The sequence below is a fragment of the Salinisphaera sp. RV14 genome (assembly GCF_052044135.1).
Taxonomy (GTDB): Bacteria; Pseudomonadota; Gammaproteobacteria; order Nevskiales; family Salinisphaeraceae; genus Salinisphaera.
Window position 1 is genome coordinate 107,033 of sequence record NZ_JBQDYF010000001.1, and the last position, 16,763, is coordinate 123,795.

Below are 16,763 nucleotides of genomic sequence, written 5' to 3' on the forward strand. Positions count from 1 at the left end.
CCCGGCGAACCGGTTGTCGGTATGATGAAGCAAATTTTGAGGTCGTTCAGGTAGGCCCGTGTTTTCAGTCTCATGCCGGCGATTCATGGCCGGTCTGCTGCTTTTGTCCGCCCTGGCCGGGTGCGCCACACAGGGCGGCCCCCCGCCCGCGACGGCTAAAGCGGAGGCATCATCGAGCACGCATCGTGCCGCCGCCCAGGGTTCCCATGTCAAACCCTATCCGTTCAAGAACCCGCTGACGGCCACGGTGCTCGGTACGCCGGACCGGCTGAAAGCCGAGCTGCCGAAGAAAGCGAATTTGTCGATTCGCAGGCTCAAGCCGCTGGTCGATCGTAAAACGCCGCCCACGCTGCGCTATGCCCGCCCGCTGAAGTATATGCTGGCCGCCCAGAATCACCCGGCGCCGCTGGCGTTCGTGATTGCCGGGACCGGCGATTCGGCGCTGTCGAGCAAATGCGTGCTGCTCTCGCGCGCCCTCTATCAGGTGGGTTACAGCGTGGCCTGCCTGCCGTCGCCCACCAGCGTGACATTCATGCTGGGCGCCGCCAAATACCCGGTGCCGGGGCGCATGAAGACCGACGTGGCCGATCTGTATCGGATGATGCAGGCCGTGCGCGACGATGTGTCCGGGGATATCGATATTACCGGATATTCGTTGACAGGCTGGAGTCTGGGCGCGACCGAGGCGGCGTTCGTCGCCCATCTGGATCAGAAGCGCCAGGTTTTTCATTTCCAGCACGTATTGCTGCTCAACCCCGCGGTCAGCCTGTGGGCCTCGGTCGGTCGGATGGACAACCTGTTGCAACGGAATCTGCCCGGTGGCTTCGATGCGCTGCCCCGGTTCCTGGCGCAGGTCCTGGGCAACATCCAGCAGAGCGAAGGCCACGGTAAACCCTTGCGCTTCAATGAAGATGCGCTTTATCAGGCCTACGAGAAAGGGGCCTTCGACAAGAAGGATATCGGCGCCATCGTGGGCCTGGCATTCCGGCTGTCGCTGGCCAACATGGCGTTCGCCGCCGATGTGCTGACGCATTCCGACGTGATCGTGCCGAAGAACGTCAACCTCGGGCCCTATGCTTCGCTCGGGGTCTATTTCCGTCGTTCCTTCCGGATGTCGTTTTCCAATTACATCAACCAGCTGTTGGTGCCGTACTGGAATCGCGACGGCCGGCATGTGAGCAAGGCGCAGTTGATAGCCGAGGGCGATATGCATCGCATCGCGCCGTTTCTGGCCAACGATGACCACATTGAAGTGTTCACGAACGCGGACGATCCGATCCTGAATGCCGACGAGGTCCAGTTCCTGCGCCATACCTTCAAGGGCCGTGCGCGGATCAGGCCACATGGGGGCCACCTCGGTAACCTGAGCTACAAGAAGACGATTCACGCGCTGCAGGATTACTTTACCCAATGAATGCCTTGCAACACGCCCGATTCCGCCGGCCGTTGCCCCTGGTGATGGCCCTCTGCCTGTTTCTGGGGGCCTGTGCCTCGACACCGCCGCCCAAAACCATCGACAATTCGACGCCCGCCAGCACGCCGGTGAGCCAGACCACGGCCAACCCGCTGGCGATCTCGGACCCGGTGCAGGGATTCAATCGTCGTGTCTATCGCTTCAACGCGCTGACCGATGAGTACGTCCTTCTGCCGGTGGTGCACGTCTACGATCGCTACACGCCCGGGTTCATGCGTACCGGCGTGGCCAATTTCTTTTCCAATATCGGCGAGATCACGACCTTCACCAACAGCGTACTGCAGCTCAAGCCGAAGAGTTCGGCCGTGACCGCATCGCGTTTCGTGATCAATTCCACGATCGGTATCGGCGGGCTGTTCGATCCGGCCACGCATTTTGGACTCAAACAGCGCGACGAGGATTTCGGCCAGACCCTCGGCCATTACGGCGTGGGTACCGGGCCCTATCTCGTGCTGCCGTTCTTCGGCCCCTCCGATGTGCGCGACGCGACCGGGCTGGCCGCTGACCAGGGCTTGTTGTACGTGCTCGATCCGACGCAGACCAGCGGCAACGTGCCGGCCAGTGTGGCCTACAACCTGATGTACGTGATCAACAAGCGCGACCAGACCAACTTCCGCTACTACCAGACTGGCTCACCCTTCGAGTACACGCTGGTACGGCTGGTTTACATGAACTATCGGGCGTTGCAGGTCGCGCACTAGATCCGTGGGAAGTAGCCCCGGAATGGGAACAGTCGGCTTTGGGCCGACTACGACCCAAAGCGAACTCATGAATCGGATCACCCCGGTCTCCTCATGGCGTCCTGGTGGGCGACCATCCAGCCCGGATAGTGGGGCGGCAGCCGGCTGATCTCTTCAAGACAAGCGAGCTCGTCTGCGGTCAGGCGAATATCGACAGCGCTAATGTTGTCCTCTAGCTGTTCTAAGCGTTTCGCACCGACAAGGACGCTTGTGACATGACGCTGTGAAAGCAGCCAGGCGAGCGCGATGCGGGCGACGGAAACTCCGCGCTGGTCGGCCATGGGCCGCATCTGCTCGACGCATGCCCAGGCTCTGTCTTGATCCACGGGCGGAAAGTCGAAGTGGTTGCGACGCGCGTTGTCTCCGGTCGATTCGCCGCGCCCGAACTTGCCGGAAAGCAAGCCGCCGGCCAAGGGCGACCAGACGAGAAGTCCCATCTGCTCCTCGGTGATCAGCGGCACCAACTCGCGCTCGATGTCACGTCCGGCGATGGAATAATAGGCTTGCAAGCTTTCAAAGCGGGCGGCGTGTTGCGCCGCGCTCAGCCCGAGCGCCTTGCCGATCCGGCCGGCATGCCAGTTCGATACGCCGACATATCGAATCAGCCCTTGGCGTGTCAGATCGTCGAGTGCGCGCATCGTCTCCTCGATCGGCGTGATCGGATCACTCGCGTGAATCTGGTACAGGTCGATGTGGTCCACCTGCAGCCGCTCCAGGCTGCGCTGCACCGAATCCATGATATGCCCGCGCGATGCACCTTGATCATTGGGCTGGCTCCCCATGACCCCGCCGGTTTTTGTCGCGAGCACGATCTTGCTGCGCGGCACGTCGAGATCTTTCAATGCCCGGCCCACGAGACGCTCGGACTCGCCGAAGGAGTAGATATCGGCGGTGTCGATGAAGTTGATGCCGGCATCGAGCGCGCAGGCAATCAGGCCATTGGCTTCTTCTCGACCCAGCGTGCCAATCGATGCCCAATGCCCAGCGTCAGAGTTGCCGCCCAGCGTCATGGTTCCCAGGCAAAGTTCGGAGACGTATAAACCCGTGCGACCCAATTGGTTGTATTTCACAAAAAACCTCGAATACGCATGGTGTAAGTGAGGCGGGCGCTTGATCTCTGCGTCCGCCGAAACGATGCGAGACAGAACGGTGCTAGCGGCGGAACTGTCCTGCAATCGATGCCACGCGATCGCCATAGCGGCGGGCCGTGTCAAGATCGCCGGGCGACATCTCGTCGGGGGCTGCATCAGCCGGCGACTGCGCCATGGCGCCGATGTAAGAGCCCATGCGATTGGGGTCGTCGCGCTTGGAATCCTTAGCGTTGGCCGGTTTAATATCCATACTCACCCAGATTCCGCCGTGCTGCCCGGCCAGCAGAAAGAAGTATTCGAGCGTATTGAGCTTGTCGCCGTTGATGCTGGCGCTGTTGGTAAAACCACCGAAGATCTTGTTTTGCCATCGACCTTCGAACCAGGCTTTCGAGGATGCGTCTGCGAATTTCTTGAACTGCCAGCTTGGACCGCCCATGTAGGTCGGTGAGCCAAAAAGAATAGCCTTGGCATGGTCGAGCGTTTCCCAGTCGGCGTCAGCGATCTGGCCTTCATCGTCGATCGCCGCAAGTAAGGCCCCGGCCCCTTGGGCGACCGATTGGGCCATCCGTTTTGTATGGCCGTATCCCGAGTGGTAAACGACGACGATGTCTGTCGGTGAGGTTTGTTGCGTCATGGTGATTCCGGTGATCGCGGTAGGGCGCTATCCAGCGCGTGCCCAATCAACCTAAGCCACACGAATGCGGGTATAAATACTCACAAACAGAACGCACTGTTCTCTATTTGGTGAACAATGAAAGACCTCGACGCGCTCTCAGTATTTGTCCGCGTGGCCGAAATGCGCAGCTTCACTCAAGCCGCCCAACATCTCGGCATACAGAAAGGCCGTGCGTCGACGTTGGTTCGACGGCTCGAGCGGGAAATAGGGGTAGCTCTGCTGCATCGCACGACCCGGCGAGTGCAGCTCACTGCGGATGGCCACGCCTTTTACAGTCGCGCACGCGATCTTCTGGCTGATGCCGACGACCTGAACTCGATGTTCACGGCCGAGGGTACGCCGCTGCGCGGCCGGCTGCGTGTGGACATGCCGACCGAGCTGGCACAAAGCGTTGTCATACCTGCGTTACCCGAGCTGACGCAAGCGCATCCGGAACTTGAGCTGGAACTGTCGAGCACCGACCGTCAAGTTGATCTCGTGGCGGAAGGCTTTGACTGCGTCATTCGTTTGGGGCCGATCGTCGACGACATGCTCGTCGCCCGCCCTCTTGGCAGCCTGCGAATGATCAATGCGGCCAGTCCCGATTACCTGGCGCGTTTCGGAACGCCGCACACGTTGGACGACTTGCATGGGCAATCCCATCGCATGATCCATTACACGCCTACGCTCGGCGGCCGCCGTTTCGGCTGGGAATATCCAAACAACGGTGAGTACGCCGCTTTTGCCATGCCCGGCACGGTGCACGTTAATAACGTGCAGGCCTACCACGCAGCGGGTTTGGCCGGGCTGGGTTTGATTCAAGCTGGCTATTCAGCGCTTGCGCCGCAGATCGCACGCGGTGCCATCATTGAAATTCTTCCCGATCTGAGACCACAGCCTCTTGCGGCATCGCTCGTCGTGGCGCACCGAAGGCACCTGTCGCCGCGCGTCCGGGCTTTTACGGAATGGGTCGAACGCATCCTCGCTCCGTATCTTGATTGCTAGTCCAACGATCGACACCGACGATATCACTCTCGTCAGATTGGTATTTCACGAAATGGTCAAGGCTATGCCATGGCAAAATCGAATGATTGCTGCCTGAGGACGACCCGCCGGCGTGAAGGCATGAGAGAGAAACACGTTCAGGCTTTCGGGTTATTTACAATTAAGTTGAGCAATTATGTAGGCCGGATTAGGTGCTTGCACCGTAATCCGACAGCCGGGCCCCGGCATTTGCGGATTGCACGTCGGATCAGGTGTGCCGCGCTGATGCGATCTGCCGCCAAAGCATTGTTTTAAAGCCGGTATGCGGAGGACGATCTGCATGCACCGGCTTTCGTTCGGGCAAGCCAACGCAAGCGACTCGCGCTACGGTACGAAACCGAACTTCGCTGCATTGCGTGGCTCGACGCAAACAACGTCGAGACCGTAGCCGTTGTGAAGGTTTGCCATCAGACGGGCCGCTCGAAGTCGACCGCATGCCGGCAGGCGCCGGCGCCCATCCATCCCGTCAGAGCCAGTTCTTGTGCTTGAAGTACAGATACGGCGCGATGCCGGCGGCGACCATGAGCCCGAGCGCCATCGGATAGCCGTAATGCCAGGATAGCTCGGGCATGTGCTGGAAGTTCATGCCGTAGATGCTGGCCACCAGCGTGGGCGGCAGGAACACCACCGCGGCGATCGAAAAGATCTTGATGATCTGGTTCTGCTCGATGTTGATGAAGCTCACGGTGGAGTCCATCAGGAAGTTGATCTTGTCGAACAGGAACGCGATGTGGCTCATCAGTGTTTCCACGTCCGACAGGATTTCGCGGGCGGTTTCGCGCTCGGGCGCACGGGCCGGCAGATGGCGCAGTATGAACGAGATGGAGCGCTGGGTGTCCATCAGACACAGCCGGATCTTGCCCGAAGAGTCCTCCAGCTTGGCCAGGGCATCGATGGCGGCCTCGTAGTCGGCATCCTCGTCCTCAAGCACGGTATGGCTGACTTTTTCCAGATCGAGGTGGATGTCCTCGACGGTGTCGGCCAGGTTCTCCACCTTTTGATCGAAGATGGTGACCAGCAGCGATTCGGGCGAATCGACCTCGAGCTGGCCGGCGCGGGCGCGCAGGCGCAGTAGCCGAAAATCGGCCAGGTCGTCATCACGCAGGGTGATCAGGCGCTCGGGCTGCAGAATGAACGCCACGGTTTCGGTGTCGTGCCGGCCCTCGCTCTGCGCGAGGAACAGCGAATGTACGTGGATGCCGTCGGGGTCGACGAAGTAACGCGCGGAGGCTTCGATTTCCTCGACGTCCTCGTCCTCGGGCAACTCATCGGTGAGGAATCGAGTCAGTTCGGCGCGTTCGGCTTCGTCGGCCTCCAGCGCGTCAATCCAGTGGGCATGGGCGAGCCGTTCGGCGACCGGGGTGTCCTGCGAACGGTCCTCGACGATACGGCCGTGGTCGATGGCAAAGCTGCGCAGCATGGCCAGTCTCCGGTCTGTGGGGCGAGCGAGCGCGGCCAATGATAGGGCAGCATCCGGCGGATGTCGCCCCGGCCCGACGCGCTATCGACGGATCACACCGGGAGCTCGGCGATCACGTCGGCCAGGTCCGCGCCGATCTGGAACAGCCAGCGCCCGGGTGTGGCGATGGCGGCCTCGATGCTGCCGGCGCGTTCGACCAGTGTGTAGGTGCCGGTAAAATGGGTTTCCAGTTCGCGGCGTGCATCGTCGGCGATGTCGCCGCAGACCAATAGCGTCGGCGTGGGTCGGGCGGCGCGGGCCACGGCGAGCGGCAGTTTGCCGGACAGGGTCTGGCGGTCGGAACGGCCCTCGCCGGTGATCACGCAGCGGGCCTGGCGCATGTGCCCGGCCAGCCCGGTCATCTTCAGTACGGCTTCGGCGCCGGATTCGAGCCGGCCGCCGACCCGTGCGAGCGCGAAGCCGAGGCCGCCGGCGGCGCCGCTGCCCGGCCATGCCGCCGGGTCGCGTGCGCCGGTGGTCTCGGCCAGGTGTTCGAAGGCGGCCTCGACCTCGACGATGTCGCCGTCGGTCAATCCTTTTTGCGGGCCGTAGACGCGGCTGGCGCCGTTTTCGCCCAGCAGCGGGTTGTCGACATCGCAGAGCACACGGATACGGACATCGGCCAGGCGCGCGTCCAGCCCGGACAGGTCCAGCCGCGCGAGCGCCAGCAGGCCGTGCATGCTCGGCGCGATGACCTCGCCCGCGGCGTTGTACGGGGTGGCTCCGAGCGCGGCCAGCATGCCGAGCCCGGCGTCGTTGCAGGCACTGCCGCCCAACCCGATGGCGATATCCGTGGCGCCGGAATCCAGCGCATCCGCGATCAGCATGCCGAGCGCGTAACTGCTGCGTTCGGCCAGTGGCGGGGCGTCGTCCACGGCCTCGATCAACGGCAGGCCCAGCACGGTGGCCGATTCCAGCACCACCGGGCCGTCGGCCATGACGTACCAGGGCGCATCCAGCGACCGGCCATGAATGCCGACCAGCGTTGTCGTCTGCCAGTGACCGTCGCAGGTTGCGGCCACGGCATCGAGCAGGCCTTCGCCGCCGTCGGCCATGGGCGCGATCAGCGTGCGCGGCGGATTGTCCTGGGCGGTCAGGCCCTCGGCAATCGCGCGGGCGACGTCGATCGCCGCGAGGCTGCCCTTGAAACTGTCCGGAGCGATCACGACGGTATTTTCGGCCATACCTCGTCTCCTTTGCCGGCCGTGGGCCGCCGGCCGGTTGGGTGTAGGGTGGTCCGCACCGCCATAGTACGATATCGGCCGATTGGCCGGTTCTACCTCGATGCCTATGTATTACTTCGCTTACGGGTCCAACATGTGTACCGCGCGCCTGGCCCGGCGCGTGCCCAGCGTTCGACCGGTCGGGCCGGGCTGGCTCGACGGGCACCGATTGTGCTGGCATCTCGCCGGTGATGACGGATCGGGCAAGTGCAACGTGGTCGCGACGGGCGACCCGGACGATCGGGTGCATGGGGTGCTGTTTGAGCTGGACGCGACGCGCCTGGATGCGCTGCATGCGGCCGAGGGCCCGGCCTATGATTTTCTGGAGCTGGCGACAGGCCATGCGGGCGGCGAGATCACGGCGGCGATCTATCGCGGGCGCGCGGCGTGGCTGGACGATGCGCTCACCCCGTTTGCCTGGTATCGCGATTTCGTGGTCGCCGGCGCGGCCGAACATGGCCTGCCGGTCGACTGGATCGCCAGCCTGGGCCGCGTGCTGACGCGCCCCGACCCGGATGTCGAGCGCGCGAGCGATAACCGGGCGATTCTCGAGGAAACGCCCGACAACGTGGTGACTACAGCCGGCTGACCCGCGGGTTCGTCTGCCGGCGGCGGGCGGTCCGCTCGGCCAGCCGTTGCGCGACGTGCGCCGGCGTCAGTTCGTCGCCGGCGACGGTCTCGCAATCCTGGCCGAGCGGGGCATAGTCGCTGGGCAGGGTGGCCCGGAACAGCCCGATGACCGACGTGCCGGAGGCTGCCGCCAGGTGCATCGGCCCGCTGTCGGCGGCGACGAACTGATCCAGGCGCGACATCAGTGCGGCCAGCTCCGTCAGCGGCTTGATCGCGACATGCGCGATCTCGGGGATCACCGGCTCGGCGTCCGCGCCGGGCAGTATCTCCAGCAGTATGGCTTCCGGGACGGCGCGGCGAACCTCCAGAATCCAAGCCTGCCACCAATGACGCGGCAGCATCTTGCGCCCGGTCGCCCGACTGAAGAAGCCGATCACCGGCGCGCCGGGGGGGCGCTCGCCGAGGGCGGCCTGCCAATGGTCGTCAGCGGCCTGTTGATCGGCCGCATCCGGAAAGACGGCCAGCGTGTCGAAGGTTGTGACCGGCGGTTGCGAAACGGCATTCGTGAGCAGTTCCACGGCCTGCAATGCCTGGTGGCGACTCTTGCTTTTGCCCGCGGCATGGGTCAGCGGCAGCCACTGGTCGCTCCGGGCGAAGCCCATGCGCTGGCGTGCGGGGATGAGCACCATGCCGAGGCGGTTGCTGGTGGAATTACCGGTCGGATCGATCGTCAGGTCGTAGCGCTGTGCGCGGATGGCACGCAGCGTGCGCACCATCGACAGCAGGCGGTTTTCCTGAATCCAGATTCGGCCGATGCCGGGCAGGCTCTGCAACAGCTTCGCCTGGGCCGGGGTCTGGATGAGCACATCGATCCGGGCCTCGGGCAGGGTCGCGGCCAGGCTGCGCAGCATCGGGGTGAGAAACAGGATGTTGCCGAGGCGCTTGTTCAGGCGCACCACGAGTATGCGCCGGGTGTCGGGCGCCAGCGGGCGCCGCCGGGCCTCGGGTGTGCCCAGCAGGCGGGCCAGCAGACGATGGAAACGACGCCGGTTGTTGCGCTGCCAACGTTTGCCGGCCGCGCGTAGGCCTTCGAATGGTACGGTGCGCTTGTTGCTCACGGCTCGGTTCGGCGGGTAGAAGTTTCGGGGTTGTTGATGTTGCGTCGGGGCGCCGCGCAGGGCGCGAGCCGCCGCCGGGGCGAAAGGCCCGGTCGTGGCGCGGGCCGGACATGCCCGGGCCGCAGGGCCGCGCGGCGGGTGCTACGCCTCGTCTTGCCGTCCATGGTCAATTTTCAGGCCGCGCCCGGCGCGGACTCATACGAAACATCAACGAGCCCCAGGATGACCAGCGTCGTCTGCCAACGCTGTCAGCGATATGTCAGGCGAAGATTAAACCGGCCCGGGCCCGGCGTCGATCACGATAAACCCCGACCCGGCGCCGGCGCTCAGACCAGTTGCAGCTCGATTCGTGTGCCTTCCTCGGGCCGGCTGGCCAGTCGTATGCGCCAGTGGTATCGATCGGCCACGCGCTTGACCAGATAAAGCCCGAGTCCGAGCCCGGCGCCCGGGCCGGAGCGATAACCGCGCACGAAGGCATGCTGCAGTGCTTCGGTGGTCATGCCATCGCCATTGTCGGCGACGGTCAGACGCCGGTCGGCCAGGGTTATGCGGATCTCGTCGCCCCCGTGGCGCAGGGCGTTGCGCAGCAGGTTGCCGAAGGCGATAACGACGGCGATGCGGGGCGCCCCGATCTCGCAGTGATCGAGCGTGCTGATCTCGATCGTCTTGCGACCCATCAGCGGACGGTAGGCATCCACCACTTCGGTGATCACCTGATCCGCCCGGCAATACGGGGTGGCCCCGTCGGCCTGCTCGTCGCGGGCGAGAAACAACAGCGACTCGATGAGCTCGGCCATCTGATGCGAAGCGCGATCAATACGGGTCAGCGGGCCGCTGTCGGCGAGTTGGGGGTTCTGTTGCAGCACCTCCACCGCTCCCTGGATCACTGCCAGCGGGGTACGCAGTTCATGACTGGCATCGGCGGTGAAGTTGCGTTCGCGCTCGACGAATTCCTCCAGCCGGCTCATGAAGCGATCGAAGGCATGGGCAATCACGCCGACTTCGTAGTGTTCGAATTGCGCTGCGAGCCGGGTCGAGCCGGCGCCCGGCTGCAGGTTGGCCACGTGTTCGGCCAGGGCGTTGATCGGCTTGAGGCTGATGCGGGCGATCCACGCGCCGAGCGGCACCGCCAGTGCCAGCACCAGCAGTGCGGCGATGATGGCGATGAGCTTGAACAGCGATTCTCGATTTTCGATCGCGGTGATGTCGTACGCCAGATACGCCTGCTTGTTGCCGATGGCCTGGGTGCGTACCCGATAGGTGTGATGGTCGAAGGTCAGCGTCACGCCCTTGACGTCGGGCCCGAGACCACGCAGCGCGTCGGGCAGCTCATCGTGCTGGTTCGGGCCCACGACATAGCCGGTCAGGTTGGCCGAATGCGGGATCGCGGCCGCGCCTTCGGTGGGGTAATCGGCGACCAGTTCCTTCATTTCGTGGGCGACGAGAACGTTGAGTAGATCGGCCTTGAGCCGGCCATTGATGGTGAACAAGGCCAGCAGGACAGTGCTGACCACCACGGCCACGAACAGGGCCAGCGCGAATGCGACACGAAACTGAAGGCTGTCCCAGGGATTGCGCAGCAGCCGGCCGATCGCTGTCTTCATCGGCCTTGGTCCCGGCCACCCATACGAAATCGCCGTCGCAACACGCGTCAGGCCGCGTCCGGAGCGACCAGGCGGTATCCCATGGTCGGCACTGTTTGCAGCATGGGCTTGGAAAACGGCTTGTCGATGGCCGCGCGCAGGGCGTGGATGTGGGTGCGCAATGCCTCCGAATCCGGCGGATGATCGCCCCAGATGGCGGCTTCGAGTTCGGCCCGCCGCACCAGGCGGGGCGAGGCCCGCAGGAGCACTTCCAGCAGCCGCAGGGCGGTGGGCGTGAGCGTGAGTGTCCGGCCCTCGCGTTCGGCCTGCCAGGTGTCCAGGTTGAGGCTGAGTTCGCCGGCCTTGAGCTGGTGGTTGCTGCGCCGCGGGCCGCGATTGCCGAGTGCGGCCAGTCTGGCCTCGAGCTCGAGCAGCGAAAAGGGTTTGATCAGGTAATCGTCGGCGCCCGAGGCAAACCCGGCGAGCTTGTCATCGATTGTGTCGCGGGCGGTGAGCATCAGAATCGGCGTCTGTTTGTCCGCCTCGCCGCGCAGGCGTTCGCACAGGGCGATACCGTCGATTCCGGGCAGCATCAGATCGAGCACGATCGCGTCGAAATTATCCACCACCGCGAGATGCAGTCCGGTGACGCCGTCGGTCGCACTGTCGACCACATGCCCCCGGGCGGACAGGAATTCGATGATGTTGGCCGCGAGGTCTTCGTTGTCCTCGATGACGAGTATGCGCATGGGCTGTTTCCGACGTTGTTGCGCCGATTCTAGGGTCTGTTGCCGTTTCGTGCGAGCGCCGCGTTGGAGACCGCTGTCGGCGCGCCGACCAATGGACGAGCGCGCGGGCGGCTGGCCGGCACCGGGGCGGCGAACAGATCGGGCCGGATGCAGGCAAGCGGCCGGACAGCCGGCAATTATTGGTCCGGCATCAAAACAGCCGACTTCATCCGCTGTTTTCAACGCCTTCAAAAATAAAAGCCGGCGCCTGTCCGTCTTTTATTTTCAAAGGCTTCGCGGCCAATGGCCGCGGCGAGCATGCGATCGCATACTCGCGCTATTAACCCGAAAAATCATCTATATTTTGTGCCGGGTTAATAAGGCAAACTGGGACGTATCGTCCCGGCCTCTGTTGTCATGTCCGAACCGCGCCCCCGGCCCGTCGTGTTCACCGATCTCGATGCCACGCTGCTCGACCACGACAGCTACGACTGGTCGCCCGCGGCCGGCGCGTTGGCCGCCCTTGCCGCACGCGATGTACCGGTGTGCCTCTGCACCAGCAAGACCGCGGCCGAGATTCGCGTTTTGCGCCGCGCGCTCGGCAACAGCGCGCCATTCGCCGCCGAGAATGGCGGTGTGGTCGCGGTGCCGCGGGGTTATTTTGCGCCCGAGGGCGCCTCCGATCCGGACGATCTGGTGATCACGACGCTCGGGGCCGATCGTGACAAGCTGCGCGAACTGGCCGTGGCCCTGCGCCAATCGGAAGGCTACCGCTACACCGGATTCGGCGATATGAGCGTCGGGCAGGTGGCTGCCGCCACCGGCCTGGATCGTGAAGCCGCCGCCGCCGCGAAGGCGCGCGATGCCTCCGAGCCGCTGCTGTGGCAAGACAGCGAGGCCGCGGAACGGGATTTCGCGGCCCGGGCCGAAGCCGCCGGCTTCACCACCCGACGCGGCGGGCGGTTCGTGCATCTGCTCGGCCGTGCCGACAAGGGCGATGCGCTGAACTGGCTGCGGCGGCGCTTTGCCGCGGCGTGCGGCCCGATTCTTGCAATTGCACTGGGAGACTCCGCCAACGACGCCGACATGCTCGCCGCCGCCGACATCGGTTACTGGGTGGCACGGCCGGACGGCAGCTACCAGGCGCCGGCCACCGGGCGGATTCGCCACGCGCCGGGGATCGGGCCGGCCGGTTGGGCCGCGGCCATCCAGGCGCTGATCGACAACAAGGAAATCTAGCCCGCAACGCCGGTCTTCTCGAGCGGCGATTCGGGCGGGGAGACACCGCATGGCCGATTTTCATCAGAACGGCATCATCACCACCCTGCATCGTCTGCACGAGCGGCCCATCGCCGATCTCGAGGCGGAACTGGCCAAGTATTCACGCCGGCGGCCGATGTCGCTGATCCTGCCCTGTCTTTATTCCGAACTGGAGGGCGACGCGCTGCCGGCGATCGTGGACCAACTCTCCGGCGTGGATTATCTGTCGGAGATCATCATCGGTCTGGACGGCGCCAACGCCGAGCAGTATGCCCACGCCCACGAGTTCTTCAGCGGGCTCGGCCCGCGCCATCGGCTGCTCTGGAACGACGGCCCGCGACTGCAGTCGCTCTACGATCAGCTCGACAGCGAAGGTCTGGCCCCGGCGCGCCCGGGCAAGGGCGCCAATGTCTGGAACTGCATGGGTTATTTCCTGGCCTCCGGCCGCGGCCGCGTGCTGGCCATGCACGACTGCGACATCCGCACCTATAACCGCGACATGCTGGCGCGGCTGTTCTACCCGATGGTGCACCCGAACTTCACCTACAAGTTCGCCAAGGGCTATTACGCGCGCGTGGCCGAAGGCAGCATCAACGGTCGCGTGGTACGTTTGTTCATGACGCCGATCCTGCGCGCGCTGACGACCGTGGTCGGCCATATGGAATATCTCGATTACATGGACAGCTTCCGCTATCCGTTGTCCGGTGAGTGCGCGATGAGCGCTTCGGTGGCGGAATCCATCCGCATCCCGAGCGACTGGGGCCTGGAAGTCGGCATTCTGGCGGAAGTGCATCGCACTTACGGGCCGAACGCGGTCTGCCAGGTCGATATCGCCGACCACTACGATCACAAACACCAGGACGTCTCGAACCACGAAGCCAACGGTGGCCTGGCCAAGATGAGTGCCGACATCGCCAAGGCGCTGTACCGCAAGCTCGCCACCTACGGCGTGACCATGAACCCGGAAACCATCCGTACGATCAAGGCGGTGTATCTGCGCAACGCCCTCGACGCCGTGGAACGCTTCTATTTCGATGCCCAGATCAATGGCCTGACGCTGGATCGGCACAAGGAGGAGAAGACGGTCGAAGTGTTCGTCGAATCCATCATCCATGCCGGCGATGAATACCTGGCCAACCCCATGGAAGTGCCGTTCATGCCGACCTGGAACCGGGTGCGCGCGGCATTCCCGGATTTTCTCGACCACTTCTACGATGCCGTGGAAGCCGATCATGACGAAGCCGTGGGCAAGCGGCGCGGGTAGAACAGGCGCCCGGCCGTAAACGTCGGGGCGCGACGGGTGGCGTATTCTCGCTTGCGGACCGGCTTCGGGCGTGGCTCGCGTCAAGCCTGTGGCGCTTGTCCCCGGCCGGCTGTTTCATCATCCAGGAGTCACCATGCGCCGAATCATGTTCGCCGGTGTTGTTCTCGTCGTTTCGCTCGCAACGGCCACGGCTTCCGCCGCCGCCTCGGATACGGTTTATCCAACGCAGTGGCTCAAGGCCAAGCCGGCGCGGATGACCCAGTATGAAAAGCTCGTGGCGCCGATCCAGGCCAAACACGGCTGGGTCGCCTCGACGGGCACGGAAACGCCCGTCTCGCACATCAACCTCGAGGGCCAGCGCTATGCCGTGCTCACCGTTTGCAAGCCGCACGACTGTTCCGGCCAGAGCCTGGTAAGCCTGATGACGCCGTCATCGAATACGGCCGTGGGCGCGCTGGTGGTCAACCAGGGCCAGCAGGCGATGGGCCCGAAATCCTCGAAGATCACCTGGCTCGGCCAGCCGGATCGGCCGCAGCGCCGTTTCATCGCGGCCTATCTGTTTCGCTGATCGGCCGGCGGCGCGGGGCTTGGCGACAGCGCGCCCCGCGCGGCTTGTGTTGCGGCCCTAATCGCTGATCCAGGCGATTTCGTAGGGCGCCAGCGAAATCGTGCGCTGGGCGCCGCTGATCTGGGTGCCCGCCGTGACGTTCCGGCGCACGCGCGCCTCGGGCAGTATGTGCCCCGGTACCTTGACCGGCTTGTCGGTGACGTTGTGCAGCGCCAGGATCGTCTGGTCGCGCGTGGCGCGCTGCACCGCGAACAGCGAGGGGCCGAGGTCGACGATGGACTGGGCCGCGTCGGGGTGAAAGGCCGGCTGGCGGGCGCGGACCACGAGCAGGCGCTTGAGCCGGGCCAGCACGCGGGCGTGGTGCGAATCGATGCCGAGCTGGTAGTTGAGCTCGCCGAGATCGTAGCGCCGCCGGTTGATTGAGCGGCTGTGGCCGGAGGCTTCCACCCCGGCCAGGTCGTTGTGGGTACCGACCAGACTGTGGAAATACAGCGCCGGGATGCCGGCCAGCGCCATCGCGATCGCCTGGCTGACGACGAACTGGTCGATATGGTTCAGGCTGTCGCGTTCCCCAGGCGCGCCCAGCAGGTCGTAATAGGTGATGTTGAGTTCGTAGGGACGCGTGCTGCCGTCGGACATGGCCCGGGTCGACACGAAGCCGCCACGCTCGCGGGTGGTCGCGACCAGTGCGTCGCGCTGGTCGTCGGAAAGAATCGATTCGACCGAGCGCAGGCCGATGCCGTCGTGGCTGGCGGTGAAATTCAGAAAATGACAGCCCGCGGGCAGCGGCGGCAGGCTGGAGGCCCATTCGGTCAGCCGCGTGGCGTCGCCGGTGAGCAGGGTATGGGCGGCCAGCGGCGGAAGTACGAATTGGTAGGCGACGTGGGCCTCGTCGCCATCGGTGAGGTACGAGATGTTTTCGGCGTGCGGCACGTTGGTTTCGGTGATCAACTGCAGGCCCGGGGCATAGTATTCGAGCACCGCCCGCAGGAACTTGATCACGCGGTGGGTCTGCCACAGGTGGATGCAGGGCGTGCCGATCTCCTTCCAGAGAAAGGCCACCGCATCCAGGCGTAAAAGCCGCGCGCCGTGGGCGACGTACCCGAAGATGATGTCGATGAATTCGTTCATCACTCGCGGGTTGGCGAAGTTCAGGTCGATCTGGTCGTCCGAGAAGGTGGCCCAGAGATGTTTCGTGCCGCGGGCCGTGACCACTTCGGCCAGTAGCGGTGTGGCGCGCGGGCGAACCACCGAGCGCAGGTCCGTGGCCGGGTCGACCTCGATGAAATAGTCGCGCCCGGGATCGGCGTCGGCCAGATAATGCGCGAACCACACGCCCTTGCGCGAGGCATGGTTGAGCACGAGATCGAACATCAGCGGCTTGTCGTCGGCCAGCGCGTGGATGTCTTCCCAGGCGCCGAAATCCGGGTTGACCTCGCGATAGTTCATCACCGAAAACCCTTCGTCCGAGCTGTGCGGAAAGAACGGCAGGAGATGCACGGCGGTGATGGCATCGCCGATGTTCTGGGCGATGAAATCGCGCAGGGTGGCCAGCGGCGCTTGACCCGGGTGCTGGACGATATCGGGGTACGTGATCATCAGGTTGAGCGACTGATCGACCGCCATGTCGGTGCTGCGGGGCAGATTGTGGTGCCGTGCCGACTCGGCCATTGCGTCGATGCAGTCGCGGGCGGCGCCGTCGCCGTAGAGCGGCGCGAGCCACTCGATGAAGGTTTCCTGGGTCGCCTCGTCGGGCGTGGCGCCTCGGGCAGCATCGGTCATGGAGTCAGCCTGTTCTGATGTCGAGCGCCGTGATGGTGCGTATGCACGCGCCGGCGCGCTATAAAAGTGCAACGGCGCAAACGCGCCGGTTCCGGGACAGTCGTATCAAGATACATACCAGACCGGCGCGGTCCCCACCGGAATGCATCGGCGCGCCGGGGCCGACTTCGCGGTTGCCGCCGACTGCGCCTAATATGCGATTTA

The 16,763-nt window shown here is 64.3% G+C and carries 15 protein-coding genes; 7 read left to right on the forward strand and 8 right to left on the reverse strand.

What is annotated here, in order from left to right; translation table 11 throughout:
- Positions 1-85 precede the first annotated feature (85 nt).
- Together ACS8Y6_RS00505 and ACS8Y6_RS00510 are read left to right on the forward strand one after the other, a co-directional pair.
- Positions 86-1,414, forward strand: coding sequence for an alpha/beta hydrolase (locus ACS8Y6_RS00505; protein ID WP_440849582.1), 1,329 nt, complete (start codon positions 86-88; stop codon positions 1,412-1,414).
- Positions 1,415-1,458: 44 nt separating this feature from the next.
- The gene (locus tag ACS8Y6_RS00510; protein WP_440854932.1) at positions 1,459-2,175 is read left to right on the forward strand and encodes an MlaA family lipoprotein; all 717 of its coding nucleotides are present in this window, start codon (positions 1,459-1,461) and stop codon (positions 2,173-2,175) included.
- A 77-nt stretch (positions 2,176-2,252) separates the two neighbouring features.
- Here ACS8Y6_RS00510 and ACS8Y6_RS00515 read toward each other — a convergent pair whose 3' ends face one another.
- Both ACS8Y6_RS00515 and ACS8Y6_RS00520 read right to left on the reverse strand, forming a co-directional pair.
- The gene (locus ACS8Y6_RS00515) at positions 2,253-3,284 is read right to left on the reverse strand and encodes an aldo/keto reductase (protein ID WP_440854802.1); all 1,032 of its coding nucleotides are present in this window, start codon (positions 3,282-3,284) and stop codon (positions 2,253-2,255) included.
- 82 nt (positions 3,285-3,366) lie between these two features.
- On the reverse strand, positions 3,367-3,939 hold the full coding sequence (locus ACS8Y6_RS00520; RefSeq protein WP_440849579.1) for a flavodoxin family protein: 573 nt from the start codon (positions 3,937-3,939) through the stop codon (positions 3,367-3,369).
- Between the two features lie 117 nt (positions 3,940-4,056).
- On the opposite strand from ACS8Y6_RS00520, the gene ACS8Y6_RS00525 reads away from it, so the two are divergent.
- Positions 4,057-4,965: a LysR family transcriptional regulator gene (locus tag ACS8Y6_RS00525; RefSeq protein WP_440849578.1), complete on the forward strand. Its 909-nt coding sequence runs from the start codon at positions 4,057-4,059 to the stop codon at positions 4,963-4,965.
- A 505-nt stretch (positions 4,966-5,470) separates the two neighbouring features.
- Here the strand turns inward: ACS8Y6_RS00525 and corA are convergent.
- Complete coding sequence (corA, locus tag ACS8Y6_RS00530) at positions 5,471-6,424, reverse strand: magnesium/cobalt transporter CorA (protein WP_440849577.1); 954 nt, start codon at positions 6,422-6,424, stop codon at positions 5,471-5,473.
- Between the two features lie 92 nt (positions 6,425-6,516).
- Complete coding sequence (locus tag ACS8Y6_RS00535) at positions 6,517-7,647, reverse strand: glycerate kinase (protein ID WP_440854803.1); 1,131 nt, start codon at positions 7,645-7,647, stop codon at positions 6,517-6,519.
- Between the two features lie 106 nt (positions 7,648-7,753).
- Between ACS8Y6_RS00535 and ACS8Y6_RS00540 the strand changes: the two genes are divergently transcribed.
- Positions 7,754-8,275 (forward strand): gamma-glutamylcyclotransferase family protein, encoded by a 522-nt coding sequence (locus ACS8Y6_RS00540; RefSeq protein ID WP_440854804.1) that lies wholly within the window; start codon positions 7,754-7,756, stop codon positions 8,273-8,275.
- On the opposite strand, the gene ACS8Y6_RS00545 is transcribed toward ACS8Y6_RS00540, so the two are convergent.
- The 3 genes from ACS8Y6_RS00545 to ACS8Y6_RS00555 form a co-directional block, all read right to left on the reverse strand.
- The gene (locus tag ACS8Y6_RS00545) at positions 8,262-9,374 is read right to left on the reverse strand and encodes a glycosyltransferase family 9 protein (RefSeq protein ID WP_440854805.1); all 1,113 of its coding nucleotides are present in this window, start codon (positions 9,372-9,374) and stop codon (positions 8,262-8,264) included. The genes ACS8Y6_RS00540 and ACS8Y6_RS00545 overlap by 14 nt on opposite strands.
- A 326-nt stretch (positions 9,375-9,700) precedes the next feature.
- Complete coding sequence (locus ACS8Y6_RS00550) at positions 9,701-10,978, reverse strand: sensor histidine kinase (RefSeq protein ID WP_440849573.1); 1,278 nt, start codon at positions 10,976-10,978, stop codon at positions 9,701-9,703.
- A 47-nt stretch (positions 10,979-11,025) separates the two neighbouring features.
- Positions 11,026-11,706: a response regulator transcription factor gene (locus tag ACS8Y6_RS00555; RefSeq protein ID WP_440849572.1), complete on the reverse strand. Its 681-nt coding sequence runs from the start codon at positions 11,704-11,706 to the stop codon at positions 11,026-11,028.
- Positions 11,707-12,102: 396 nt separating this feature from the next.
- On the opposite strand from ACS8Y6_RS00555, the gene ACS8Y6_RS00560 reads away from it, so the two are divergent.
- The 3 genes from ACS8Y6_RS00560 (at position 12,103) to ACS8Y6_RS00570 (ending at position 14,777) form a co-directional block, all read left to right on the forward strand.
- Positions 12,103-12,924 carry an HAD-IIB family hydrolase gene (locus tag ACS8Y6_RS00560; RefSeq protein ID WP_440854806.1) on the forward strand — a complete coding sequence of 274 codons (822 nt, stop codon included), beginning with the start codon at positions 12,103-12,105 and terminating at the stop codon, positions 12,922-12,924.
- A gap of 49 nt (positions 12,925-12,973) precedes the next feature.
- Positions 12,974-14,209 (forward strand): glycosyl transferase, encoded by a 1,236-nt coding sequence (locus ACS8Y6_RS00565; protein WP_440854807.1) that lies wholly within the window; start codon positions 12,974-12,976, stop codon positions 14,207-14,209.
- Between the two features lie 133 nt (positions 14,210-14,342).
- The gene (locus tag ACS8Y6_RS00570) at positions 14,343-14,777 is read left to right on the forward strand and encodes an Ivy family c-type lysozyme inhibitor (protein WP_440849569.1); all 435 of its coding nucleotides are present in this window, start codon (positions 14,343-14,345) and stop codon (positions 14,775-14,777) included.
- 57 nt (positions 14,778-14,834) lie between these two features.
- Here the strand turns inward: ACS8Y6_RS00570 and ACS8Y6_RS00575 are convergent, their stop codons facing one another.
- Positions 14,835-16,559 (reverse strand): sugar phosphorylase, encoded by a 1,725-nt coding sequence (locus ACS8Y6_RS00575; RefSeq protein WP_440854808.1) that lies wholly within the window; start codon positions 16,557-16,559, stop codon positions 14,835-14,837.
- Between the last annotated feature and the right edge of the window lie 204 nt (positions 16,560-16,763).